The sequence below is a fragment of the Rhodospirillales bacterium genome (assembly GCA_023898765.1).
Lineage (GTDB): Bacteria > Pseudomonadota > Alphaproteobacteria > Micavibrionales > Micavibrionaceae.
Genome location: CP060238.1, coordinates 319,732 through 340,928 on the forward strand (window position 1 = coordinate 319,732; position 21,197 = coordinate 340,928).

Sequence of the window (21,197 nt, forward strand, 5' to 3'; positions counted from 1 at the left end):
GGTTTTAGAGTTTCGGCTCCGGTGCGGGTTGATGCGGCATCTGGTAACTTTGCTGCACTTCGGGCCGCACAAAAGAGCTGTCGGACGCGCCCGCACACTGGCGCTCTCCGGCTTCCCTGAGGTCAATACATTTCGGATCAATCTGCAAGACGGCGTTTTCCTTTGAAACGCCTTCAAGCCCCAACTGGTAGAAAATAACCCGCGCGCGATCCTCTTCAAAATCGTCGCCCTGCTCCTTCACGATCCGGTAAAGCAAACGCGTGTTCAGTCCCTTGCCTATATTCACCAGACGTTTGCGCTCATTAAGCAAAGAGACCAGATTCATCACCTTTTTTTCGGACAGGGCAGCGTCTTCCGCCACATCCAGAACCGTGTAATCCCCGACCGGCACCGGCTCTCCGGCCAGGTTGCCCTGATATTTCAGAATCAGGAAAGCACGCTCATGTATGGGGCTGCGTTTATACGTATAGCGCGGCGCTTTGCTCTCTTCGTTGAAATCCTTCGTTTTCATCTCCAAACCCCTTGCTTTTCGGACTTTCAGACCTTAAATCTTATGCGCGAAACATTAAGGATTCTTAAAAATCGGGAGAAAAACATGGGTGCAAGCGCGCAGGCCGTCAAGAACGACTATAAAATAAAAGACATTACGCTGGCCGAATGGGGCCGGAAAGAAATTATCATTGCCGAAACGGAAATGCCTGGCCTGATGTCCCTGCGCGAAGAATATGGCGCGCAGCAACCCCTGAAAGGCGCCCGGATTGTCGGCTGCCTCCATATGACCATTCAAACGGCCGTCCTGATTGAAACCCTTCAGGCGCTGGGCGCGGAAGTCCGATGGTCTTCCTGCAATATTTTCTCCACGCAGGACCACGCCGCAGCCGCCATCGCCGCGACAGGTACGCCCGTTTTTGCCTGGAAAGGCGAAACCGAAGAAGAGTATGAATGGTGCATCACCCAGACCATCGAAGGCCCGAACGGCTGGCGCCCGAACATGATCCTGGATGACGGCGGGGATCTGACCAAAATCATGCACGACAATTATGCCGACCTGTTTGAAGAGATCAAAGGGATATCCGAGGAAACCACGACCGGCGTTTTGCGCCTGTACGAAATGGAGAAAAAGGGGGAATTGCTGGCTCCGGCCATCAATGTCAACGACTCCGTCACAAAATCCAAATTCGACAATAAATACGGCTGCCGGGAGAGCCTTGTCGACGGCATCCGCCGTGCGACAGACATTATGCTGGCGGGAAAGGTCGCCGTTGTGGCCGGATTTGGGGATGTGGGCAAAGGCTCCGCGGAATCCTTAAGTTCCCAAGGCGTACGCGTACTTGTCACCGAAATCGACCCGATCTGCGCGCTGCAGGCCGCAATGGAAGGCTATGAGGTCGTGACGATGGAAGAAGGCGCCAAACGCGGCGATATCTTTGTCACCACAACAGGCAACAAAGACATCATCACCATGGACCATATGCGCGAAATGAAAGACCGGGCGATTGTCTGCAATATCGGCCATTTTGATAACGAAATTCAGACCGAACCGCTGCGCAACCTGAAATGGACCAATATCAAGCCCCAGGTTGACGAAATCGAATTCCCCAGCGGAAAACGCATTATCCTGCTGGCAGAAGGCCGCCTTGTAAATCTGGGCTGCGCCACAGGCCACCCGTCTTTTGTCATGAGCGCTTCGTTCACCAACCAGACGCTGGCCCAGATCGAGCTCTGGACGTGCCACGACATGTACGAAAACAAGGTGTACGTCCTGCCCAAGCATCTGGATGAAAAAGTGGCCCGACTGCATCTGGAAAAACTGGGTGTAAAACTGACAAAACTGACCCAGGAACAGGCCGATTATATCGGCGTGGATGTCGAAGGCCCGTTCAAGAGCGATCTGTACAGGTATTAAATGCACGTCCTGCGCCTTCACTGTGACGATCGACCGGGCGTCGTGGCCGCCGTGGCGACGGCCCTGTCGAACAATCAATGCAATATCGAGGAATCGGCGCAGTTTAACGACCATCTGTCGGGGCAGTTTTTCATGCGGGTAGTCTTCACTCCCCTGGAAAACGGGTGTCTGCAGGGATTCCAGGACCGTTTTAAGGACGTGGCGGGCGAATACCGCATGACGTGGCAAATCTGCGATCTCGGCGTTCCTGTCAAAACCCTTATTCTGGTTTCGAAACACGACCACTGCCTCAATGACCTTCTTTACCGCTGGCGCACCGGGCATCTTCCGATCGACATCACAGGGGTTGTTTCGAACCACGATGACGCAAGGAAGCTCGTCGAAAGCCATGACCTGCCCTTTCACCACCTTCCCGTCACCAAAGACACCAAAGAGAGGCAGGAAGAGAATATTGCGCAAATTGTGCAGCAAACAACGTCCGAGCTTATTGTGCTGGCGCGCTATATGCAGATTATATCGAAAGACATGTGCAACAAATTTTCAGGACGAATCATCAATATCCATCATTCGTTCCTGCCCGGGTTCAAGGGGGCGCGTCCTTACCATCAGGCTTATGAGCGGGGCGTAAAAATTATCGGCGCAACGGCGCATTTTGCGACTCCGGATCTGGATGAAGGCCCCATTATCGAACAGGAAACGGTTCGCGTGGATCATTCCCATACGCCTGAAAAGATGCAAAATATAGGCAGAGACACCGAAAACCGCGTGCTGGCCCGCGCTATCCGGTCCTTTTCCGAACGGCGGATTTTCCTTCACGGGCAACGCACCGTTATTCTCTAAAAAATTTCTTTTCCTGCCGTGATTCTTTGCCGCTGCCGTGTTAAAAAGAATAAGAAATGAGCACCGCCCAAAAACCAGGTTTTTTGTCTTCCGTCCTAGATCCCCTGACCGGGAGCGCCGTTTTGCGCACGGAAAAAGCCCGGCTGGAGGCTTTTCTGGACGCCGTGCCGGGCGAATATTGCGGGTTTGCCAAAGACGGCAGCGTTATCTATAGCGACCAGTTTTCCACGCTTTTGAACCTGCAAAAAATTGCCTCCATTCATGATATACAGGGCGCGCTGGGAACGGCCGATGCTGCGGCGTTGGAAGGGCAGTTTCTGGCCCTGCAGGAAAAGCAGAAACCCTTTTCCCTCAATGCCATGTCCTGCGACAAAACAAAAACGTTCCGGATCAGCGGTTCCCACGGACAGGCCCTTGACGGGGGGGACGAATTCGACATCCTCTGGATTGAAGATGTGACGCCGGAACGCCGCGCCTTCGAGGCCCTTAAAAAAACATGCGAACATGCCGAAAGGGAAGTCTCAAAACTTCAGAGCGCCCTTGATACGCCGCCTATCCCTATGACATTGCGGGGAGAAAACGGCGAAATCCTGTGGTGCAATCAGGCGCATGGAAAACTTTTAGGCTGCACACCTGCGGCCATTATTGCGCAGCAAAAAGAGATATCCATTCGTTCCAAAAACAAAACCGGGGCGAAGGATCTCGCCAAAGCAGCGCTCATCGAAGGGCGCGCCAGGCATATAGAGGCGCATGTCATTGTCGAGGGCACGCGCCACCACGTCCAGATGACAGAACTTCCGCTGCCCTCTTTCCGCATGACTCTCGGCGTGACGCAGGATATCACCCGCGAAGAAGAACTGGAACAGGAGCTTTCCCGCTACGTCGTTGCCAACAAGGAATTGCTGGAGCAACTAAGCACGGCCATTGGCATTTTTGGCCCCGATCACAGCCTCGAATTTTTTAATTCCGCCTTCGCCCAGCTCTGGAACCTTGAAGATCAATGGCTGAACACAAGACCTAAACTCGGCGATATTCTTGAAAAATTGCGGGAAAGCCGCCATCTGCCCGAACAGGCGGATTTCCGTAAGTACAAACAAAGCTGGTTGGATATGTTCACGCGGCTTATCGGCCCGCATGAAGATATGCTTCATTTGCCCGACGGCAGCGCCTTGCGCATGCTGGTCGTTCCCCACCCGATGGGCGGGCTTATGATGACGTTTGAGGACGTGACCAGCCGTCTGGAGCTTGAATCCTCCTATAACACGCTGATCGCCGTTCAGAAGGAAACGCTGGACAATCTGGCGGAAGGGGTCGCCGTGTTTGGCGGAGATGGACGTTTGAAGCTCTGGAACCCTTCCTTTGCGGAGCTCTGGGGCTTTAATCCTGAGAATCTCGACGCAGAGCCGCACATTACCAGGCTGGCCGAACGCATGGCCACGTTTTTTGACACCGAAAACCCGGAAGCGCAACGCGCCAAAATCATCGGCCATGCACTGGAGCGTAAAATTCAGGATGGGCGCATGCAACGATCCAATGACACGCTTTTGGAGTTCGCGACCGTGCCTTTACCGGATGGCGGCGTGTTGATTTCTTACTTCGATATCACGGATACGGTGCGTGTCGAAAACGCCCTTCGAGAAAAAAACGCCGCGTTGGAAGCCGCAGAACAGCTAAAAACGGATTTCCTCGCCAATGTATCCTACCAGCTCCGGACGCCCTTAAGCACGATCATGGGATTTGCAGATATTCTGGATCATGAATATTTCGGTGACCTGAATACGCGCCAAAAGGAATATACAAGCGGCATTCAGGAAGCCGGTGGCCAGCTTCTGAGCCTGATTGACAATATTCTGGATCTTTCGACCATTGAGGCCGGCTATATGGAGCTGGAACAGACAACTTTCAGTATCCATGACATGCTGGAAGGGCTTCACGAACTTACGCAGGACTGGGCACGCAAGGAAAAACTGGAAGTCACGCTAAAATGCCCCGAAAACACAGGGAACCTTACAGCCGATGAACGCCGGATCAAACAGGTTCTTTTGAACCTTATCCGCAACGCCATCAATTTTACGCCGGAAGGCGGCAGCGTTTCCCTGGAAGCCAGCCGGAAACAGGATCATATCGAACTATGCGTCCGTGACACAGGCATCGGCATCCCCGCGGACCAGCAAGAGCGTATTTTCGAGCCCTTTGAACACAGCCATGCCGACCCCCGCAAGGCGGGAGAAAGTGCAGCTTCACGCCACGGCGCAGGGCTTGGGCTCTCCCTGGTCAAAAATATCGTGGAACTTCACGGCGGGACGATTTCCGTTGAAAGTGCGGAAAACAAAGGGGCCGCCTTCTTTATCCGCTTACCTCTTTAGGCTCTCTTGTCCCAATAGTGGCTTCTTGTCGTTATGAATGGATTCTTTGGACGATATCCCGCGTTTTTTGCCACAACGCCCCGCAAAACATCCCCGCTTTTTCGCGCATCATCAACGCGCTCGGCGTCACGATCAAGGTTAGAACCGTTGAAAACGTCAGGCCAAACACAATGGCTGTCGATAACTGGACCCACCATTGCGTTGACGGCCCCCCTTGCGTCACCTCGCGGGCGGCAAAATCGATATTGAGCTGCAAAACCATCGGGATAAGGCCAAGAACGGTCGTCACCGTTGTCAGCAAAACAGGGCGAAGACGCTGCGCCCCGGTACGCAGGATAGCATCCCGCACCGTAAATTTCCCGGTTCGGCGAAGCGTGTCAAACGTATCAATCAGAACGATATTGTTGTTCACCACAATGCCGGCCAGCGCAATGACCCCGACGCCGGACATAATAATGCCGAAAGGCTGCTGCGTGACCAAAAGGCCGATCATGACCCCGATGGTCGACATCACCACGGCAAAGAGAATAAGCAGCGCACTGTAAAAACTGTTGAACTGCGTCACGAGAATAATCGCCATCATAAAGAGCGCCACGACAAAGGCTTTTATTAAAAAGCCCTGCGCCTCTTTTTGTTCTTCATCCTCGCCCTTAAAAGACATTTCGACGCGCGGATCAAACTCCTCCCGGTGATCCTCCAGCCATTGTTTGACCTGCCTGACCCTGGCATCGACATTCTCTTCCGGCGGCAGATCGGCCTTTACGTTCATAATCCGCCGCTGACTTGCCCGGCTGATAAGGCCCACGGCAGGCCTGGGAACCCGTTTGACAAAATTGCTGACCGGGATGGAACCCTGCTCCGTATCAATCCGAATTTTGTCCAGCTGGTCAATCGTGCGGCTTTCCGCCGAATGGCGAATGACAATGTCAATTTCCTCTTCCGAGTCGTCCGGACGGTATTCCGCCGCTTTCAACCCGTTTGTGACCATGCGCACATAATCCCCGATAAGGGACAAATCGATCCCGAATTTCGAAGCCTGCGCCCGGTCCACCTGCAACTCCCATTCAATTCCGGGGAGCGGACGACTGTCTTCAATATCGATAAATCCGCCAACCTCTTCCAATCCGCGCCGGACCAGCTCCACGCTCTGCGGCAATGTTTCCGGAAAACGGCTGCCCACCTGAATTTGTATGGCTTTTCCTGTCGGCGGCCCTTTTTCCTGCTTGCGGGCCTCCACCACAATCCCGGCCATATCTTTCGTAAGGTCGCGGATTTCCTGCAAAATCTTATCGGCCGTTTTCCGTTCCTGCCAATCCGTGAACTCGATTGTAATTTTTCCGATCACGTCTTCGGCAATCTCGTCATTTCTGCCACCGCCCCCTCCGTTTTGTATCCCGGATTCCGTGTAAAACACTTTGATCCCCTCCACACCGAAAATACGGTTTTCAACATTTCTTACCAGGGCATCTTCTTCCAAAGAGGACAAATTCCCGCGGGCATGGATCAAAACAGTGGCGGCTTCGGGTTCTATTTTAGGAAAAAACTCAACCCCGCGCCCCAGCGTACCGTACAAAGCCTGAATGCCAATCATCAGGCCGATAGTGGCCAGAACAATCAAACCCGGCGCTTTCAACGCATAGTCCAGCAGAGAAACATAAAGTCCCGTCAACCCGCCGATTTTTTTTACATCCCCGCCCTCTTCCGAAGACAAATGGGCCGTGGCCCCTTCATGGGATGTACTGCGCCGCCCGAAAATTCCCCCCAGCACAGGCACAAAAACAAGAGCCATAAATAAAGACGATCCCAAAACGGCAATCAATGTTATCGGCATATAGCGCATGAATTGCCCAACCATTCCCGGCCAGAAAAGAAGCGGCGCAAATGCGACCAGTGTGGTGGCCGTCGAGGCGATAATGGGCCAGGCCATCCGTTTTGACGCGGCGGCATAAGCCTGTTTTTTGGGCAAACCTTCCAGCATTTTCCGGTCGGCATATTCCGTGACCACGATCGCCCCGTCCACGAGCATCCCGACAGATAAAATCAGCGCAAAAAGAACGACGATATTAACGGTCAGCCCTATCGTAAACAAAAACAGGACGCCGCTTAAAAAAGCGCCGGGAATCGCAATACCGACAAGCCCCGCCGCCCGAACGCCCAGCGTTGCCACGATCACGATCATCACCAGCAAAATGGCGCTTATCATATTGTTTTGCAAATCGACCAGCTTGGTCCGGATATGGTCGGACTGGTCAAGCGTATAATTTACTTTCACGGACTCCGGCCAGAATTCCTGTTCGGTTTTCACCGTTTTACGCACGGCTTCAATCGTTTCGATGATATTTTCGCCCGATCGTTTGACAACGTTCAGCGCCACCGCCCTTTGGCCGTTGATCCGCGCAAAATTTTCAGGGTCTTTGAACGTCCGCCGGATCTTTGCAATGTCCTTGACCTTGACGACGGAATCTCCTTGCGTATGCAGCGGCATTTCCATGAGGTCGTTCACGTTTTCAAACAGGCCCGGCACCTTAATGGCAAACCGGCCGACACCCGTATCCAGCGCCCCCGCAGCGACAAGGCGGTTGGAACGGTTAAAAAACTGCAGGATTTCAGGACCGTTTAAGCTGTAGCTTTCAAGCAGAAGCGGATCCACAATGATTTCGACCAGTTCCTCCCGGTCGCCGGAAATATTCGCTTCCAGAACGGTCGGAAGCGCCTCGATTTTATCCTGCAAATCACGGGCAAGCTTTACCAGTGTCCGCTCCGGCACATCGCCGGAGAGCGTTACCACGAGCACGGGAAAGAGACTGAAATTGACTTCCGTTACCTTTGGATCGCTGTCCATGCTGTCCGGTAATTCGGGCCGCACCTGATCGACCGCTTTTTGCGCATCGTCCAGCGCCTTTTCCTTGTTAAAGCCTGCCTGAAATTCCAGAAGGACATAGCCGCCGCCCGTATAACCGGACGCCCGCATTTCCTTGACGCCTTCGATAGAGCTGAGTTCCTGCTCCATCGGACGCAGCAAAAGCCGCTCCGCATCGTCGGGTGAAATACCTTCCAGCGCCATTGATACATAAATGAGCGGAATATCGATATCCGGTGAAGATTCTTTCGGAATGGCCTTATACGCATAAGACCCGGCCAGAAGGATCAGGACCAGAAGAGCCAAAACCGTCCGCGAGCGGCTCATGGCCGCATCAATAAGGGCCGAGATCATAACAGACCGTCATCTTCTGAAAGAACGGGCTTCACCTTTTGGCCGGACAAGACAAATTCCTGCCCGACCGTGATAATCCGAACGCTTGGAGGCAAGCCTGTAATCCATAGATGCTCCGGCGTGTCTTTCAGCAAAGCCACGGGTTTGAACTGTACACGGTCGTTTTCATCGACGATTTTAACCCCTATTTGCCCGTTATCCGCGAGAGACAAAATGGAGGGAGAGATTTTATAGGCGCGTTTTTCCTCCATGGAAATGCGTATCTCGGCCGTCAGCCCTTCCTTAATGGTATGGCCCGGATTGGGAATGGAGATTTCGACGGGAAAGGTACGGGCGTCTGAATCGGCAACGGAAGAAATATAGGTGATTTCCCCCTCCATCTGCTCTCCGCCCAAAAGCTGCGCCCTTGCCTTGTCCCCAAGATGGATATGGGCGACCTGTCCTTCGGTTAAAAACCCTTCAACCTCTATCGGGTCCAGATCGACAAAGGCGAAAACCTCCGTTCCTTTGGAAACATAATCGCCGACTTCAACAAATTGTTCGTTCAAAATCCCATCAAACGGCGCCTTGATTGTTGTTTTGTCCAAATCAACCCGCATTTCCTTTAATGTCGCTTTTGCAGACTCGAGCTGTGCCTGCGCTTCGGCCAGCCGTACGCGGGAATTAAATCCTTTAAGCGCCAGCTCTTTCGCCGCTTTATATTGAATTTCACGCTGTTTCAGAAGCTGCTGCGCTTCCTGCACACGCGCCGCGCGATCCCGCAGCTCCAGTTTCGCGATGGGCTGTCCGCTTTGGACAAGCGTGCCTTTTTCTACCAGAATCTGGACAATCTGCCCGTCCGTCTCTGCCCGAATATGGAGTTTTCTGGATGCAAGCGTCTTGCCTGTAATAGAAATACTATCGTGAACGATTTCCGCCGAAAGGTTACGGACGCGCACTTCCATAATATTTTCAGAAGAGCCTTCTTCCGCTGCAACGGAAGACGCGATATTCTCCTGCGGCCCTTTTTTTTCATCTGCCTGAAACAAAACGCCCGAGCCAATCCAGACCAAAGCCGACAGGGCAATGCCAATAGCAATCATGATCGAAGTGCGCATCGTTTGTCCTTTACGTAACTACACCCCCTGACAGACAGGGAAAAAGCATTGTAAAGAAAAAAGCCGTCCCAAGCTATACCAAAGCGGGACGGCTTAAACCTTTATATAAGAAGCCTCAGGGAGGACTAGCGGTCGTTTATCGCTGTTTTGATTTCAAATTCCTGCGGCGCCCCCGCATCCTCCGCAAAATCTTTCGCATTGAGTTTGCGGTTGCGCGATACCGTCTGGTAAGCCGCTGCGGCATGGGTCTTACAATAAGGGAGACCTTCCGCTACCTCATGACCGCAAAAAGAAAATGCCTCCTCCCGCGGATCGCCGGAAGGCCAGCGGCACATGCCTGCCTCCAGATCGACCAGAGGAATTTCCTTGCCTTTGAATTCAGGTTGCTTCGGAATACGTTTTCTGGATTTTGGCGTTTCAGTTGTTTTTTGAGGTTTGGCATTTTGCTGAATGGGAGACAAGCGGCTGGAAAGTTTTAAACGGTGCGCTTTCCCGATAACGGCATTCCGGGTTACCCCATCGCCCAGCGTTTTGGCGATTTCTGCAGCCGTTTTTCCTTCACCCCAAAGCTGCTTTAAAAGATTTACCCGTTCGTCCGTCCAACTCATTCAGGTTCTCCCGATTGCCTAAATAACAGCCGGAAATACCGGCCTCTTTAAACCAAAATATGTTCTTTAAGAAAGTGGTTCCGACTGTATCAACACGGGATAAGCTCGGAAAGAGTCGGAAAATAGAAAAAGTTCTTTATCCACAAAAATGATATTTATGCGTTTGAATCAAGTCCCCAAAGCGCATAATGCTCGGCCTTGTCCATCCAGTTTTCGCGGGTTTTGACAAACAGTTTTAAATGCACCCGGCGCTCCAGAATATCTTCCAGCTCCACGCGGGAGGCTTCTCCGATTTTTTTAATCATCTCCCCGCCTTTTCCCAGAATAATTTTTTTATGATCGTCTCTGGCGATATAAATTATCTGTTCGATCTTTACGCTTCCGTTTTCAAACACTTCCCAGTTTTCCGTTTCCACGGTCAAAGAATAGGGGAGTTCTTCCCGAAGAGACCGAAAAAGTTTTTCCCTCGTTATTTCAGCCGCCAGAAGACGCAAGGGCATGTCCGTCATCTGATCTGCGGGATAGAGAAACGGACCTTCGGGAAGGCGCTGCGCAAGATACGTCATAAGGTCCGAAACGCCGCTCCCTTTAAGAGCCGATACCATAAAGCTGGCCTCAAAAGGAAAGTGCTTGTTCAGATCCCGGGAAAGTTCCAAAAGCACCGAAGGGCGAATTTTATCGATTTTATTCAAAACAAGAAGGACACGCTGCCTCTCTTGTTGTTTCAGGCGTTCCAAAACGCTTAAAACCTTTTTAAAAGAAGGTTTGGAAGCGTCCACCATGAAAACGATAAAATCCGCGCCTTCCGTTCCTTCCCACGCCGCCGCCACAATAGCCTTTTCCAGCGGCTTGTTTTTTCCGGGGTCGAAAATTCCCGGCGTGTCCACGAAAATAATCTGGCTTTGATCCTCCGTGCAAATGCCCAGAACGCGCGCCCGCGTCGTTTGAACTTTGGAGGACACAATTGAAACCTTCCCCCCGACAAGTGTGTTTATCAGCGTCGATTTTCCGGCATTGGGCACACCGATTACAGCCACATATCCGCAGCGTGTTTGCGCCCCGCTCACGCTTTTTCTTCCTTAAGCTGCTTCAGCATTTTCCGCGCGGCGGTTTTTTCGGCCCGCCGACGTGTCGAGCCTTGCGCGCTGGCGCTCTCATATCCTTCGACGTTCACCTGCACCGTAAAAACGGGCGCATGGTCCGGGCCTTCCCTGGAAAGAATTTGATATACCGGCAAAGGCAACGCCTTGGCCTGCGCCCATTCCTGCAGTTCGGTCTTGGGGTCCTGCGGCGCTTCTTCCAGCGTATGGATATTTTCTCCCCAAAATTCCAAAATCAGTTTTTCCGCCGGCGCCAGTCCGCCATCCAGATAAAGCGCCCCAAGCAGGGATTCAAGCACATCCGCCAGAATGTTGTCCTTCTTCTCCCCGCCGGCACTGCGTTCGGATGCGGACATAATGATATGATCGCCCAGACAATTAACGCTGGCAATATCCGCCAGCGTGCGTCCCTGCACAAGGGCAGAATGCCGTTTCGCCAGTCCGCCTTCGCTTTCCCCGCGAAATTTTTCAAAAAGCTGATGCGCCATGACAAGCCCCAGAACGCGGTCTCCCAAAAATTCCAGACGTTCATAATTATAATCGTCATTGGTGCTGGAATGGGTCATGGCACGCTCGAGAAGATGCCGGTTCTTGAAGTGATAACCGATTTTATCTTCCAGCGCGCTCAGGGGATCTTGTGTCATTCTTCTGCTGCGGGTGTTTCCTTGTCGGGGCGCACAGGCCCGATCCGGTCCAGAATACGGGAATAACGGATGTCCATGGGCCATTTCCACGGCTGGAAGAGACTCGCACTCTCATCTATAGAGAAGAACAGGATATCCGCACGACCAACAAGATTGTCAAAAGGCACAAACCCGACCAGGGACGTTACACGGCTATCTTGCGAATTATCGCGATTATCCCCCATCATAAAATAATGGCCTTCGGGCACGGTAAATTCTTCCGTGTTATCCAGCTCCCCGTTATCGCTTTCCTCGTAAATCCGGTGCATAATCCCGCCAGGAAGCGTTTCGATATATTCCATCATCGCAGTATGCTGCCCGTAAGGTCCTTTGCTGTTGTGCAACCCCACAGGCTCCCGCTCCACAAGTTTACGGTTGATATAGAGCCGCCCGCGGCGCACCTGAATGACATCGCCCGGCAGTCCGACAAGCCGTTTAATAAAATCAACGGACGTATTGCTCGGAAGCTTGAAGACGACGACGTCCCCGCGCTTTGGTTTTTCTTCGAAATGCCGTCCTTTAAACGATGCCAGCCCGAAAGGAAAAGAATACCGGCTATACCCGTAAGCCGGTTTACTGACAAAAAGGTAATCGCCGACCTCCAGCGTAGGCAGCATGGAACCGGAAGGGATATTAAAGGGCTCATACAGAAAAGTCCTTATAGCAATTGCCATAAGAATTGCGATGATGGCTGTTTTAAAAAACTCGCCCATTTCGTTTTCTTCAGGAATGGTTTCTTCCGTTTCTTCCATCCGATGTTTTTCGGCCCTTAACTGGCCGTTTTCAGGTCGCTTTGGTGTTTTTTCATTCATAGGACACAGGTTTTAAACGAACTCTTGTGGAATTGCCAGAGAAGGATATCCTTGGAAGGGAAAATCATGAAGAATCTTCTAAAAAATACGGCTCTGGCGCTGTTTTCCATCCTCATTACGGCCCTTCTGATCGAAGGGCTTTCCCGTCTGGTCTATCCGATCCAGTACGGCCACAAATATTTTGATTTGGCGGGCGGGCCCCTTTACGTCCTGCAGGAAGGGCCTGCGTTAAAGCCCGATATGGAATTCCGGCAGATAACGCAGGAATTCAACAAGCTAACGACTCACACCGCGCGCGGTTTTCGCGGCCCTGCCGGCGGATTTATGGACCCGGGGCAGCCCCATACGATTTTCATCGGGGATTCCATGACCTACGGAATCGGACTGGCGGACCTTGAAACCATTCCGGCACAATATTGCCGTTTGAAAAAGCGAGACTGTATCAATCTGGGACAGCCCGGCTCTTCCACCTACGATCAGGTAAAAACCCTTAAATATTTTTTGAGCACATACCGTTGGCGCCCAAAACAGGTTTACCTGATGATGAATGTCATGACCTCCGCCCTGTTTAGCGGGAACGACCTGACCGATAACTTAAACGATGTGCTGCAGGCTGACAAAAAACCGGATCAGGATAACGCCTCCATAGAACATGCCGAACAAAGCGTAAAAAAGCCCGTCCGTATTCACCATGCTCTTCTTGGAAAATCGAATCTGGCGCGTCTGGGCTATTATATTTTTGCGCCCGTGCTGCGAACGAAGCTTGCGCCGGATATGGAACGGCAGCAACTTCTGGACGCACTGGAAGCAACAAAATTGCAGCTTCTCAAACTGGATGCCCTCTCCCGAAAATACGGCTTTCAAACCCGCATCTATATCGTTCACCCGATGCAGGACCTTACCCGCGGAACCTATATGAAAACCGTTGAGGATATCAGGGGGATTGCCCCGCACACCGATGTCATCGGCACGGGGCCTGCCCTGCTGGATACCGGCAACCCGGTAGAGTATTATTACCCGCTGGACGGCCATGTCCGCCCTTCGGCGGCGGAAAAGATCGCCGAATTCATGGCAAGGAATTAAAAGGCGTTTACGCTATTAAAGAAGATCGACGAGAAGCCTGTGTGACGCGTCGCCATCAGACGGTTCGAGCATCATATGAGAGGACACCTCGACAGGTTCACTGCCCTCAAATATAATATTTACCCCGCCCTCTTCCGCAGGCTCGACAATATAACGGTAGGTCTTTTGATCGAGATCGAGCGTTTTTTCCAAAGGCCCGTCCCACGTCACCCCCGTCAGATGCAGCGTCATTTTTTGAGAGTCGGAGCTTTCCTGAAAATCATAATCCGTGGACTGGGCCAAATCCAGAACCAGTCTGACTTTGCCTTTGCGGCTCTTAAACCGTATATCCTGTATCGCGTTAACAGGCCCTGCCGCCGGCTCTACAGCCACAGCCTCTGAAACAGGCGCTTCTTCTTCCCCACCGATTTCTTCCTCCTCGCCCTGCTCCCCACCCTGTTGGGCCTGAATCAATTCCCCTTCGTTTATGTCTGAGGCGGGACTAACAATAAAAAGATCCTTCCCATACAGGAACAAATCTTCCGAAGAAATCGACGCGGCACCGTTTTCTATCTGAACGCCGGACGATTCTTCCGCCAGAATTGTATAGTTTCCAGGCGGCACGAATTCAAAAGTATAATATCCGTCAAAGGCGGTTTCCGTTTCCATGACGACCTTGCCTTCCGTATTCAAGAGACGCAGCGTCAAGCCTGTCACCACACGTTTGTTTGACGCGCGATAAACGAACCCTTCAATTGCGCCGGTTTCAACAACTGGAAATGACGCGTCAAGAATTTTGCCATAGACAGGAACGGCGCTGAAACCGGCTTCTGCGGGAACGAGATAGGGGTCTTCAAGAGTCCTTTTATCAATCATAATATTCATCAAACGGTTCGCAGGCGCATTCGCAATAATATACCCTTTCTCATCGCTCTTTTCCTTGCTGCGGGCACCGCCAAAACGAAGCTTGACGCCCGGCAGGGGTTCGTCTCCTTCATTAAAGATCCCGTCTGCGTTTTTATCCAGGAAGATATGTCCGCGAACGGGAGACAGGTTTCTTCCTGAAGCGCTGCTGAAGTCATAAGAATCATCGTCTGTGTAGGGATGCAAAGATGTCGTGGCGCGCACGACGAATTCAAACCCGTTATCGCGCTCATATTCCATTTCGGCCGTTCCCAAAAATTTTTGAAAATCGTACCCTATTTGCAACCCAGCCCTGTAATCGGAAGTTTTAAAATTATGAGACGCATTCAGGGCCGTTTGGAAGCCGTTATCCAGCTTGTAACGAACCTCTCCATTCATTGAAGATAAATCGACAGACGGGTGCAAATCGTAATTCAGTCCGCCACGGAATTGCCAGTTCCCTTCCCGTATCGTTGCTGTTCCCGTACCTGTTGTTTGCTGATGTTCGTCATTGAACGCGTGCGTACTTGTTGTATGGCTCAACCGGAGTCCGCTGCGCGAGTAGCTTTGCGTAATATCCAGATCCGTACTGGTGTTCCCGCTTTTCCTTTCCGTACGCTTGGCATTCACCCTTATGCCCAGAGGAACAGGACCCAGTTTCACGTTTTTATTGAGCTGCAATTGGGATTCAAAACTTTTTTTATTGCTTCCAAAACCGGAGTCCTGGCTTTCAAAATCCCTGAACAGGGCATTGCGTAAATTTGTTCGCCAGCCTGCCAGTTCGGTTATAAAATCCAAACTTACCGCTTCCCCTCCGCCAAAATCCTTATAGGCTTCCGCTTCCATCAAACCAATCGGCGTGCTGAAGGCGGCACCGCCGGTCACATATTGATGCTCCCTGTCGCTAAAGGGAATCTGCGTATAATTTCCAAAAACAGTCAGCCAGTCATTCACGCCGTACGCCATATTCCCTGTTTGCGTCACACCGCGCGGTTCGGTTCGCGCCTCATTGTCCAAAAGTATAAAGCTGCGGTCCGTATCCAGAAGCCCTGCCTGATACGTGAAATCGCCGGGGGAAAGCATGCTTCCACTGGCATTATAGCTCCGCAGCTCTTCCCGAACCTGTCCCTGGGGACCAAAAAACAGGATTTTGATTTCGTTGTTTCCAAAATTTATAACAACGTCTTCAAAGATATATTCCCCGTCATCCGCGACAACGCCAAAATCAATAAGCTCGTCATTATTGTAAAGCTCCGTCTCCCACCCGGGCGGCCCTGTCCCGATGATCGTAATATGGTTGAATTCACGGCTCCGGTTTCGGTTGTCGTTTGAAACCATAAAACCGCGCCCGCCAGCCGTATTCGAAATCAAATCGCGCTGGCGTAAATTGATATCTCCCGCTTCAAAATAGCGGAGGCCGGGAACAAAAAAATATTCGTCTCCGGCGGATTGGCGATGAAACTTCAGACGGATACTGTCGGGACGTTCTATTTCACCGTCAATAAGCTGAAAACTTGCAGAATAATCGGCTAACACCTTTCCTATCTGCTGCTTGCCGTTAAAAATGTTCTGGCCAACGAGATCATCTTCTTTCGTATGGAACTGATAGATCGATTGATAGTCGAGGACGGGTTTTCCAATAAGCTGATACGGGTTTTCCCGCCGCGGCAACAGCTCTTTCTGCTGCTCTCTCGCTTCTTTCCGCGCTTCCGTAATGAGACGGGTTTTTTCCCGTTTTTTCCGCCGCATAAAAGGCAGGTCTTCTTCGGATTCAGCAAAGATCGTCAAACGCGACAAATCCAGATGCATACTGACAGGCCATATTTTATCCAAAACCTCAAGCTGAACATATAAGTCATCTGTGGCAAAATCCTCTGACGTCAATATGGCGTCTTCTGCCAGATCTTCCTGGACTCCCTTGAAAATCAATTCGTGCCTGTCCGCATCCAGAACAAAATTGTCCTCCTCCAGCGCTGAAAACCCTTTTACATATTTTCTATCCGGATCAGATTCGATGTAGAACTCAAATCCTTTCGAAAGTTCTACGATAGGCAGGTAATATTTACCGTTCTGTTCGTAGGCAAATATGGCTTCCGAGATAAACCAGTCCGGCCGGAATATAACCTGGAATATAAATTCGTTTGTGGGTGTCGTTTCCTGCGCCCTGGACGGTATTACGAAAAATAACAGGCTAAGAATGGCGCTAAAAAGCGCCAAAAAGCGGAAGATAAAGATGCGAGTGCCGTGAATGCGCATATGCCCGTATTCGTTAGAATGCATTGATTAATGCATTGATTTAAGACTTAAGAACCGGACATTTATATTTGAATTTAAATAAAAATACCCGGCCCTGCCCCAAAGAACAGCAATGAGCATGCCAAGAATCGGACAGCAACAAATCAGGGGATTATTTAGGAGGCAAACCTCGGCGCGAGGTTTTAAAAATCTCGAATCAAGGAGATTTCAGGGGGCATAAGCCACATTTATGATTGTGCAATATGAAAAACTTAAACGTCCTTAAGATCGTCGTCGTCTTCATCTTCCTCATCTTCCAGAGGTTCGTCCAGATCGTCGAGATCGTCGTCCATAATGATAGCGTCCATATCGTCGCTGTCATCCAGATCGCTTTCATCGTCTTCCAGAGCATCCAGACTGATCGTATCCTCTTCCGATTCATTATCCTCCCGCATTTGTTCAGCAGGCTTTTTTATATCCGGTTTTTTCTCTGAAGCCTTTGCCTTCCGAGATTTTGACTGATCCTGGCCTGTCAATTCAACCGCGCAGGAAGGGCAGATAATCGGACGTTTATTCAGGTCATAAAAGCGTATGCCGCATTCCAGACAGACCCGTTTTATTCCTTTGGCATCAAGAGTAGAAGACAAGACTTTCTCCTTGGGATTGGTGAGTGTATTCAATATAGCCTCTTAGCTGCCGTATTTTTTAGAGCTTGTCAAAGTAAAAAGTGGTAGATTCTTGAAACATATCCGGCTTTGGCTAGTATGGAATACAAACCAATATCTCCAAAACAAGGAATACCCTATGCATAAACCTGTTGTGATTTGCGGCTATAAACGCTCCCCCTTCCATTTTGCAAATAAAGGCGCCCTGGCAAAGGTCCGGCCCGACGATATGGCTGCGGCTGTTATCAACGCGCTTGTGGCGGATACAAAGGTCAATCCCGCAGATATCGAGGACTTGTTGATGGGCTGCGCCTTTCCGGAAGCGGAGCAGGGCTTTAACCTGGCCAAAATCGTCGTGCAGCTTTGCGGTCTTCCAACCAGCGTCGCAGGGGCTACAGTGAACCGTTTTTGCGGCTCTTCCATGACAACCATTCAGATGGCGGCAGGTTATATCCAGATGGATGCCGGCGAGGTTTTTCTCTGTGCCGGAGTCGAATCAATGAGCCGTATCCCGATGGGGGGCTTTAACCCGATGCCAAACCCCAAAATGGCGGACATCTACCCGCAGGCTTATATGGGAATGGGGGAAACGGCCGAAAATCTGGCCAATAAATATCAGATAACCCGCCAGCAGCAGGAGGAATTTGCCGTCGCGTCACATCAAAAGGCGGCAAAGGCCCGCGAGGAAGGAAAATTCAAGGATGAAATCGTGCCCATCGGCGATGTCGCCGAAGACGGCTGTATTCGTCCCGACAGCAATGTTGAAGCGCTTTCAACCCTGAAACCGGCTTTTGACGAAAAAGGCTCGGTTACGGCCGGAACGGCCTCCCCGCTGACGGATGGCGCTGCCGCCGTGCTGGTGGCCTCGGAAGACTATGCCAGGAAAAACGGCCTGCCCATCATGGCACGAATTAAATCCGTGGCGGCAGCAGGCTGCGCCGCAGAAATTATGGGGATTGGCCCTGTCCCCTCTTCAACCAAAGCGCTGGAGCGGGCGGGACTTAAAATCGGGGACATGGATATTGTAGAAGTAAACGAAGCCTTCGCCGCGCAATCCCTTCCCGTAATCAAGGATCTGGGAATCGATACCGCGAAGTTGAATCTGGACGGCGGCGCGATTGCACTGGGTCACCCGCTGGGTGCCTCCGGCGCGCGGATTACCGGCAAGCTCGCTTCCCTGATGCAGCGCGAAGGCAAAAAGCTGGGTCTGGCCACGATGTGTATTGGCGGCGGGCAGGGCACGGCGATTGTGCTGGAAGCGGCAGAATAATTTGTAAAAAACAGGAGTCGTAAATGACCATCAACAAAGTCGCTGTTATCGGAGCCGGAGTCATGGGAAGCGGGATTGCCGCGCAAGTCGCCAATGCGGGCGTGCCGGTCGTACTTCTGGATATCGTTCCTAAAGACGCGGAGGACCGCAGCGTGATTGCCAAGGGCGCGGTTGAAAAGATGCTGAAAACCGATCCGGCGCCTCTGATGTCGCAAAAGAACGCCAGACTGATTACCTGCGGCAATCTGGAAGACGATCTGGAACTTCTGGGCGAATGCGATTTGATTATCGAGGTAGTTCTGGAAAAGCTCGAGATCAAGCACGCCACTTACGAAAAAATCATCGCGCATAAAAAACCGGAAGCGATTGTTTCTTCCAACACATCGACCATTCCGCTTTCCAAACTGGCCGGGCCGTTCGACGATGACTTTAAATCCAAGTTCATGATTACGCATTTTTTCAACCCACCGCGCTATATGCGCCTGCTGGAGCTGATCGTGAGCGATAAAACGGACAAGGCGGCCATTGAAACGGTTCGTAACTTTTGCGACGTGCGTCTGGGTAAGGGCGTGGTGCCGTGTAAAGACACGCCCGGCTTTATTGTGAACCGTTTGCTTGTTTTCTGGATGCAGGCCGCCGTGAACGCGGCGATCGAAGATAGTGTTTCCATTGAAGTGGCCGACGCCGTCATGGGCAAACCCATTGGCGTGCCGAAAACGGCGGTTTTCGGTTTGATCGATCTGGTCGGGGTCGATTTGATGCCCTACCTGGCCTCTTCCATGCTTTCCTCTTTGCCGGAAGGGGATGAATACCGGAAGATTTATAAAGACTATCCTTTTGTCGGCCAGATGATCGAAGCCGGTTATAACGGACGAAAAGGCAAAGGCGGGTTTTACCGCCTGAACCCCGATGCGCCGAAAGGGGAGAAAGAAAAACAGACTCTCCGGCTCAACGCCGCCCAATTTAATGAAAGCGACTATGCCAAAGCGGGCAAGCCAAGACTGGACTCTGTCTCGGCCGGCAAAAAAGGACTGAAGGCCGTTGTAACGACCGACGACGAAGGCGGGCGCTACGCATGGAAAGTCCTGTCGCAGACGCTTTCTTATGCTGCGTCCCTCGTGCCGGACATCGCGGAGAATATTGCCGATGTGGATGAAGCCATGCGGCTGGGAACCAACTGGAAAAAAGGCCCGTTCGAGATGATTGATGCGCTTGGGCCCAAATGGTTTGCCGGTCAGTTAAAAGAGAAAGGGATGCACGTTCCCCCTCTGCTGGACGCTGTCGGCGACGGCACTTTTTACAAAGTTGAGAATGGAAAGCTTCATGTTTTTGGAACGGACGGAAAGTACCATCCTGTTCAGCGGCCCGATGGCGTCCTTCTTTTGCGGGATATCAAATTAAGCGCCGAGCCCGTCATCAAAACGGCCAGCGCTTCCGTCTGGGATATCGGCGACGGCGTTTTGTGCGTCGAATTTACAGGTAAAATGAATGCGCTGGACGATCAGGTTTTTGAAGCCTATCACAAATCCATCAAGCTCATCGGCGACGGCAGCGGCGATTATAAGGCCATGGTCATTTATAATGAAGGAAGCCATTTTTCCGCCGGGGCCAATCTGGGGCTGGCTATTTTTGCGATGAATATCGCCATGTGGCCTGCGATCGAGGATCTGGTTTCCGGCGGGCAAAAAGTTTATAAAGCCCTTAAATATGCTCCCTTCCCGGTTGTGTCCGCGCCCAGCGGCATGGCACTGGGGGGCGGGTGTGAAATTCTTCTTCACAGCGATCATGTGCAGGCGCATGCCGAAACCTATACCGGGCTGGTAGAGGTCGGGGTGGGTCTTATCCCCGGCTGGGGCGGGTGCAAGGAAATGATTTTGCGCTACATGGAAGAAGAACGCCAAAATTACGATAAGGCCACGGGCGGTAACACCGTATGGTTTTCACCGAAGACCACGCCCATGGGCGCAGTGCGCAAAGCCTTTGAAACGATCGCGCTGGCCAAGGTGGCCAAGAGCGCGCAGGAAGCGAAGGAAATCCGCTACCTCAAAGAAAGCGACGGCATCACCATGAACCGTGACCGGCTTTTGCACGATGCGAAGGAAAAAGCGCTGGAACTGGCAAAAAATTACACTGCACCAACGCCGGTAGAAGACATCCGCCTGCCGGGCCCCACGGGAAAATATGCGCTGGATATGGCGGTGGCGGATCTGCGCAAGTCCGGCAAAGCAACGCCTTATGATGTGGTGGTGTCGGCGGCCGTGGCAAAAGTTTTGTCCGGCGGGGAAAAAGCCGACTGGACCAATCCACTGAATGAGGACGATCTTTACAGGCTGGAACGGGAAGAATTCATGAAGCTCGTTCATAACGACGGCACGATGGCCCGCGTGGAACATATGCTGGAAAAAGGAAAACCGCTTAGAAATTAGAGACATAAAA

The 21,197-nt window shown here is 51.8% G+C and carries 15 protein-coding genes; 6 read left to right on the forward strand and 9 right to left on the reverse strand.

All coding sequences use genetic code 11. The annotated features are described in order from the left end of the window. Positions 1–4: 4 nt before the first annotated feature. Entirely contained in the window at positions 5–511 is a 507-nt protein-coding gene (locus tag H6853_01580; GenBank protein USO03995.1) for a hypothetical protein, read from the reverse strand. Positions 512–595: 84 nt separating this feature from the next. Between H6853_01580 and H6853_01585 the strand changes: the two genes are divergently transcribed. The 3 genes from H6853_01585 to H6853_01595 are packed head-to-tail and all read left to right on the forward strand — an operon-like array spanning position 596 to position 5,112. Beyond that, a complete protein-coding gene (locus tag H6853_01585) occupies positions 596–1,906 on the forward strand; it encodes an adenosylhomocysteinase (GenBank protein ID USO03996.1) in 1,311 nt (436 codons plus the stop codon). Then, complete coding sequence (purU, locus tag H6853_01590; GenBank protein USO03997.1) at positions 1,907–2,746, forward strand: formyltetrahydrofolate deformylase; 840 nt, start codon at positions 1,907–1,909, stop codon at positions 2,744–2,746. It abuts the gene before it with no gap. Positions 2,747–2,802: 56 nt separating this feature from the next. Continuing rightward, the gene (locus H6853_01595; GenBank protein ID USO03998.1) at positions 2,803–5,112 is read left to right on the forward strand and encodes a PAS-domain containing protein; all 2,310 of its coding nucleotides are present in this window, start codon (positions 2,803–2,805) and stop codon (positions 5,110–5,112) included. Between the two features lie 31 nt (positions 5,113–5,143). Here H6853_01595 and H6853_01600 read toward each other — a convergent pair whose 3' ends face one another. The 6 genes from H6853_01600 to lepB form a co-directional block, all read right to left on the reverse strand. Beyond that, entirely contained in the window at positions 5,144–8,323 is a 3,180-nt protein-coding gene (locus tag H6853_01600; GenBank protein USO04563.1) for an efflux RND transporter permease subunit, read from the reverse strand. Then, the gene (locus tag H6853_01605) at positions 8,323–9,423 is read right to left on the reverse strand and encodes an efflux RND transporter periplasmic adaptor subunit (GenBank protein USO03999.1); all 1,101 of its coding nucleotides are present in this window, start codon (positions 9,421–9,423) and stop codon (positions 8,323–8,325) included. The genes H6853_01600 and H6853_01605 overlap by 1 nt, the downstream gene beginning before the upstream one ends. 125 nt (positions 9,424–9,548) lie before the next feature. Further along, positions 9,549–10,031 (reverse strand): gcrA cell cycle regulator family protein, encoded by a 483-nt coding sequence (locus H6853_01610; GenBank protein ID USO04000.1) that lies wholly within the window; start codon positions 10,029–10,031, stop codon positions 9,549–9,551. A gap of 155 nt (positions 10,032–10,186) precedes the next feature. Further along, entirely contained in the window at positions 10,187–11,098 is a 912-nt protein-coding gene (era, locus tag H6853_01615; GenBank protein ID USO04001.1) for a GTPase Era, read from the reverse strand. Further along, positions 11,095–11,775: a ribonuclease III gene (gene rnc / locus H6853_01620; protein ID USO04002.1), complete on the reverse strand. Its 681-nt coding sequence runs from the start codon at positions 11,773–11,775 to the stop codon at positions 11,095–11,097. The genes era and rnc overlap by 4 nt, the downstream gene beginning before the upstream one ends. Continuing rightward, positions 11,772–12,566 (reverse strand): signal peptidase I, encoded by a 795-nt coding sequence (gene lepB / locus H6853_01625; GenBank protein USO04003.1) that lies wholly within the window; start codon positions 12,564–12,566, stop codon positions 11,772–11,774. Before lepB ends, rnc begins: the two co-directional genes overlap by 4 nt. 126 nt (positions 12,567–12,692) lie before the next feature. On the opposite strand from lepB, the gene H6853_01630 reads away from it, so the two are divergent. Next, the gene (locus H6853_01630; GenBank protein ID USO04004.1) at positions 12,693–13,709 is read left to right on the forward strand and encodes an SGNH/GDSL hydrolase family protein; all 1,017 of its coding nucleotides are present in this window, start codon (positions 12,693–12,695) and stop codon (positions 13,707–13,709) included. Between the two features lie 15 nt (positions 13,710–13,724). On the opposite strand, the gene H6853_01635 is transcribed toward H6853_01630, so the two are convergent. Together H6853_01635 and H6853_01640 are read right to left on the reverse strand one after the other, a co-directional pair. Further along, positions 13,725–16,871, reverse strand: a complete 3,147-nt coding sequence (locus tag H6853_01635) for a carboxypeptidase regulatory-like domain-containing protein (GenBank protein USO04005.1) — start codon at positions 16,869–16,871, stop codon at positions 13,725–13,727. A gap of 227 nt (positions 16,872–17,098) precedes the next feature. Next, positions 17,099–17,473, reverse strand: a complete 375-nt coding sequence (locus H6853_01640; protein USO04006.1) for a TIGR02300 family protein — start codon at positions 17,471–17,473, stop codon at positions 17,099–17,101. Positions 17,474–17,630: 157 nt separating this feature from the next. Between H6853_01640 and H6853_01645 the strand changes: the two genes are divergently transcribed. Both H6853_01645 and H6853_01650 read left to right on the forward strand, forming a co-directional pair. Next, the gene (locus H6853_01645; GenBank protein ID USO04007.1) at positions 17,631–18,761 is read left to right on the forward strand and encodes a thiolase family protein; all 1,131 of its coding nucleotides are present in this window, start codon (positions 17,631–17,633) and stop codon (positions 18,759–18,761) included. A gap of 23 nt (positions 18,762–18,784) precedes the next feature. After that, entirely contained in the window at positions 18,785–21,187 is a 2,403-nt protein-coding gene (locus tag H6853_01650; GenBank protein ID USO04008.1) for an enoyl-CoA hydratase/isomerase family protein, read from the forward strand. Positions 21,188–21,197 lie beyond the last annotated feature (10 nt).

What these genes read in the sequence shown, in the direction of transcription:
- purU (USO03997.1), top strand. Translation starts at nt 1,907, where the DNA reads ATGCACGTCCTGCGCCTTCACTGTGACGATCGACCGGGCGTCGTGGCC.
- H6853_01595 (USO03998.1), top strand. Translation starts at nt 2,803, where the DNA reads ATGAGCACCGCCCAAAAACCAGGTTTTTTGTCTTCCGTCCTAGATCCC.
- H6853_01650 (USO04008.1), top strand. Translation starts at nt 18,785, where the DNA reads ATGACCATCAACAAAGTCGCTGTTATCGGAGCCGGAGTCATGGGAAGC.
- H6853_01635 (USO04005.1), bottom strand. Translation starts at nt 16,871, where the DNA reads ATGCATTCTAACGAATACGGGCATATGCGCATTCACGGCACTCGCATC.
- H6853_01585 (USO03996.1), top strand. Translation starts at nt 596, where the DNA reads ATGGGTGCAAGCGCGCAGGCCGTCAAGAACGACTATAAAATAAAAGAC.
- H6853_01610 (USO04000.1), bottom strand. Translation starts at nt 10,031, where the DNA reads ATGAGTTGGACGGACGAACGGGTAAATCTTTTAAAGCAGCTTTGGGGT.
- H6853_01630 (USO04004.1), top strand. Translation starts at nt 12,693, where the DNA reads ATGAAGAATCTTCTAAAAAATACGGCTCTGGCGCTGTTTTCCATCCTC.
- H6853_01580 (USO03995.1), bottom strand. Translation starts at nt 511, where the DNA reads ATGAAAACGAAGGATTTCAACGAAGAGAGCAAAGCGCCGCGCTATACG.
- H6853_01605 (USO03999.1), bottom strand. Translation starts at nt 9,423, where the DNA reads ATGCGCACTTCGATCATGATTGCTATTGGCATTGCCCTGTCGGCTTTG.
- H6853_01645 (USO04007.1), top strand. Translation starts at nt 17,631, where the DNA reads ATGCATAAACCTGTTGTGATTTGCGGCTATAAACGCTCCCCCTTCCAT.
- rnc (USO04002.1), bottom strand. Translation starts at nt 11,775, where the DNA reads ATGACACAAGATCCCCTGAGCGCGCTGGAAGATAAAATCGGTTATCAC.
- lepB (USO04003.1), bottom strand. Translation starts at nt 12,566, where the DNA reads ATGGAAGAAACGGAAGAAACCATTCCTGAAGAAAACGAAATGGGCGAG.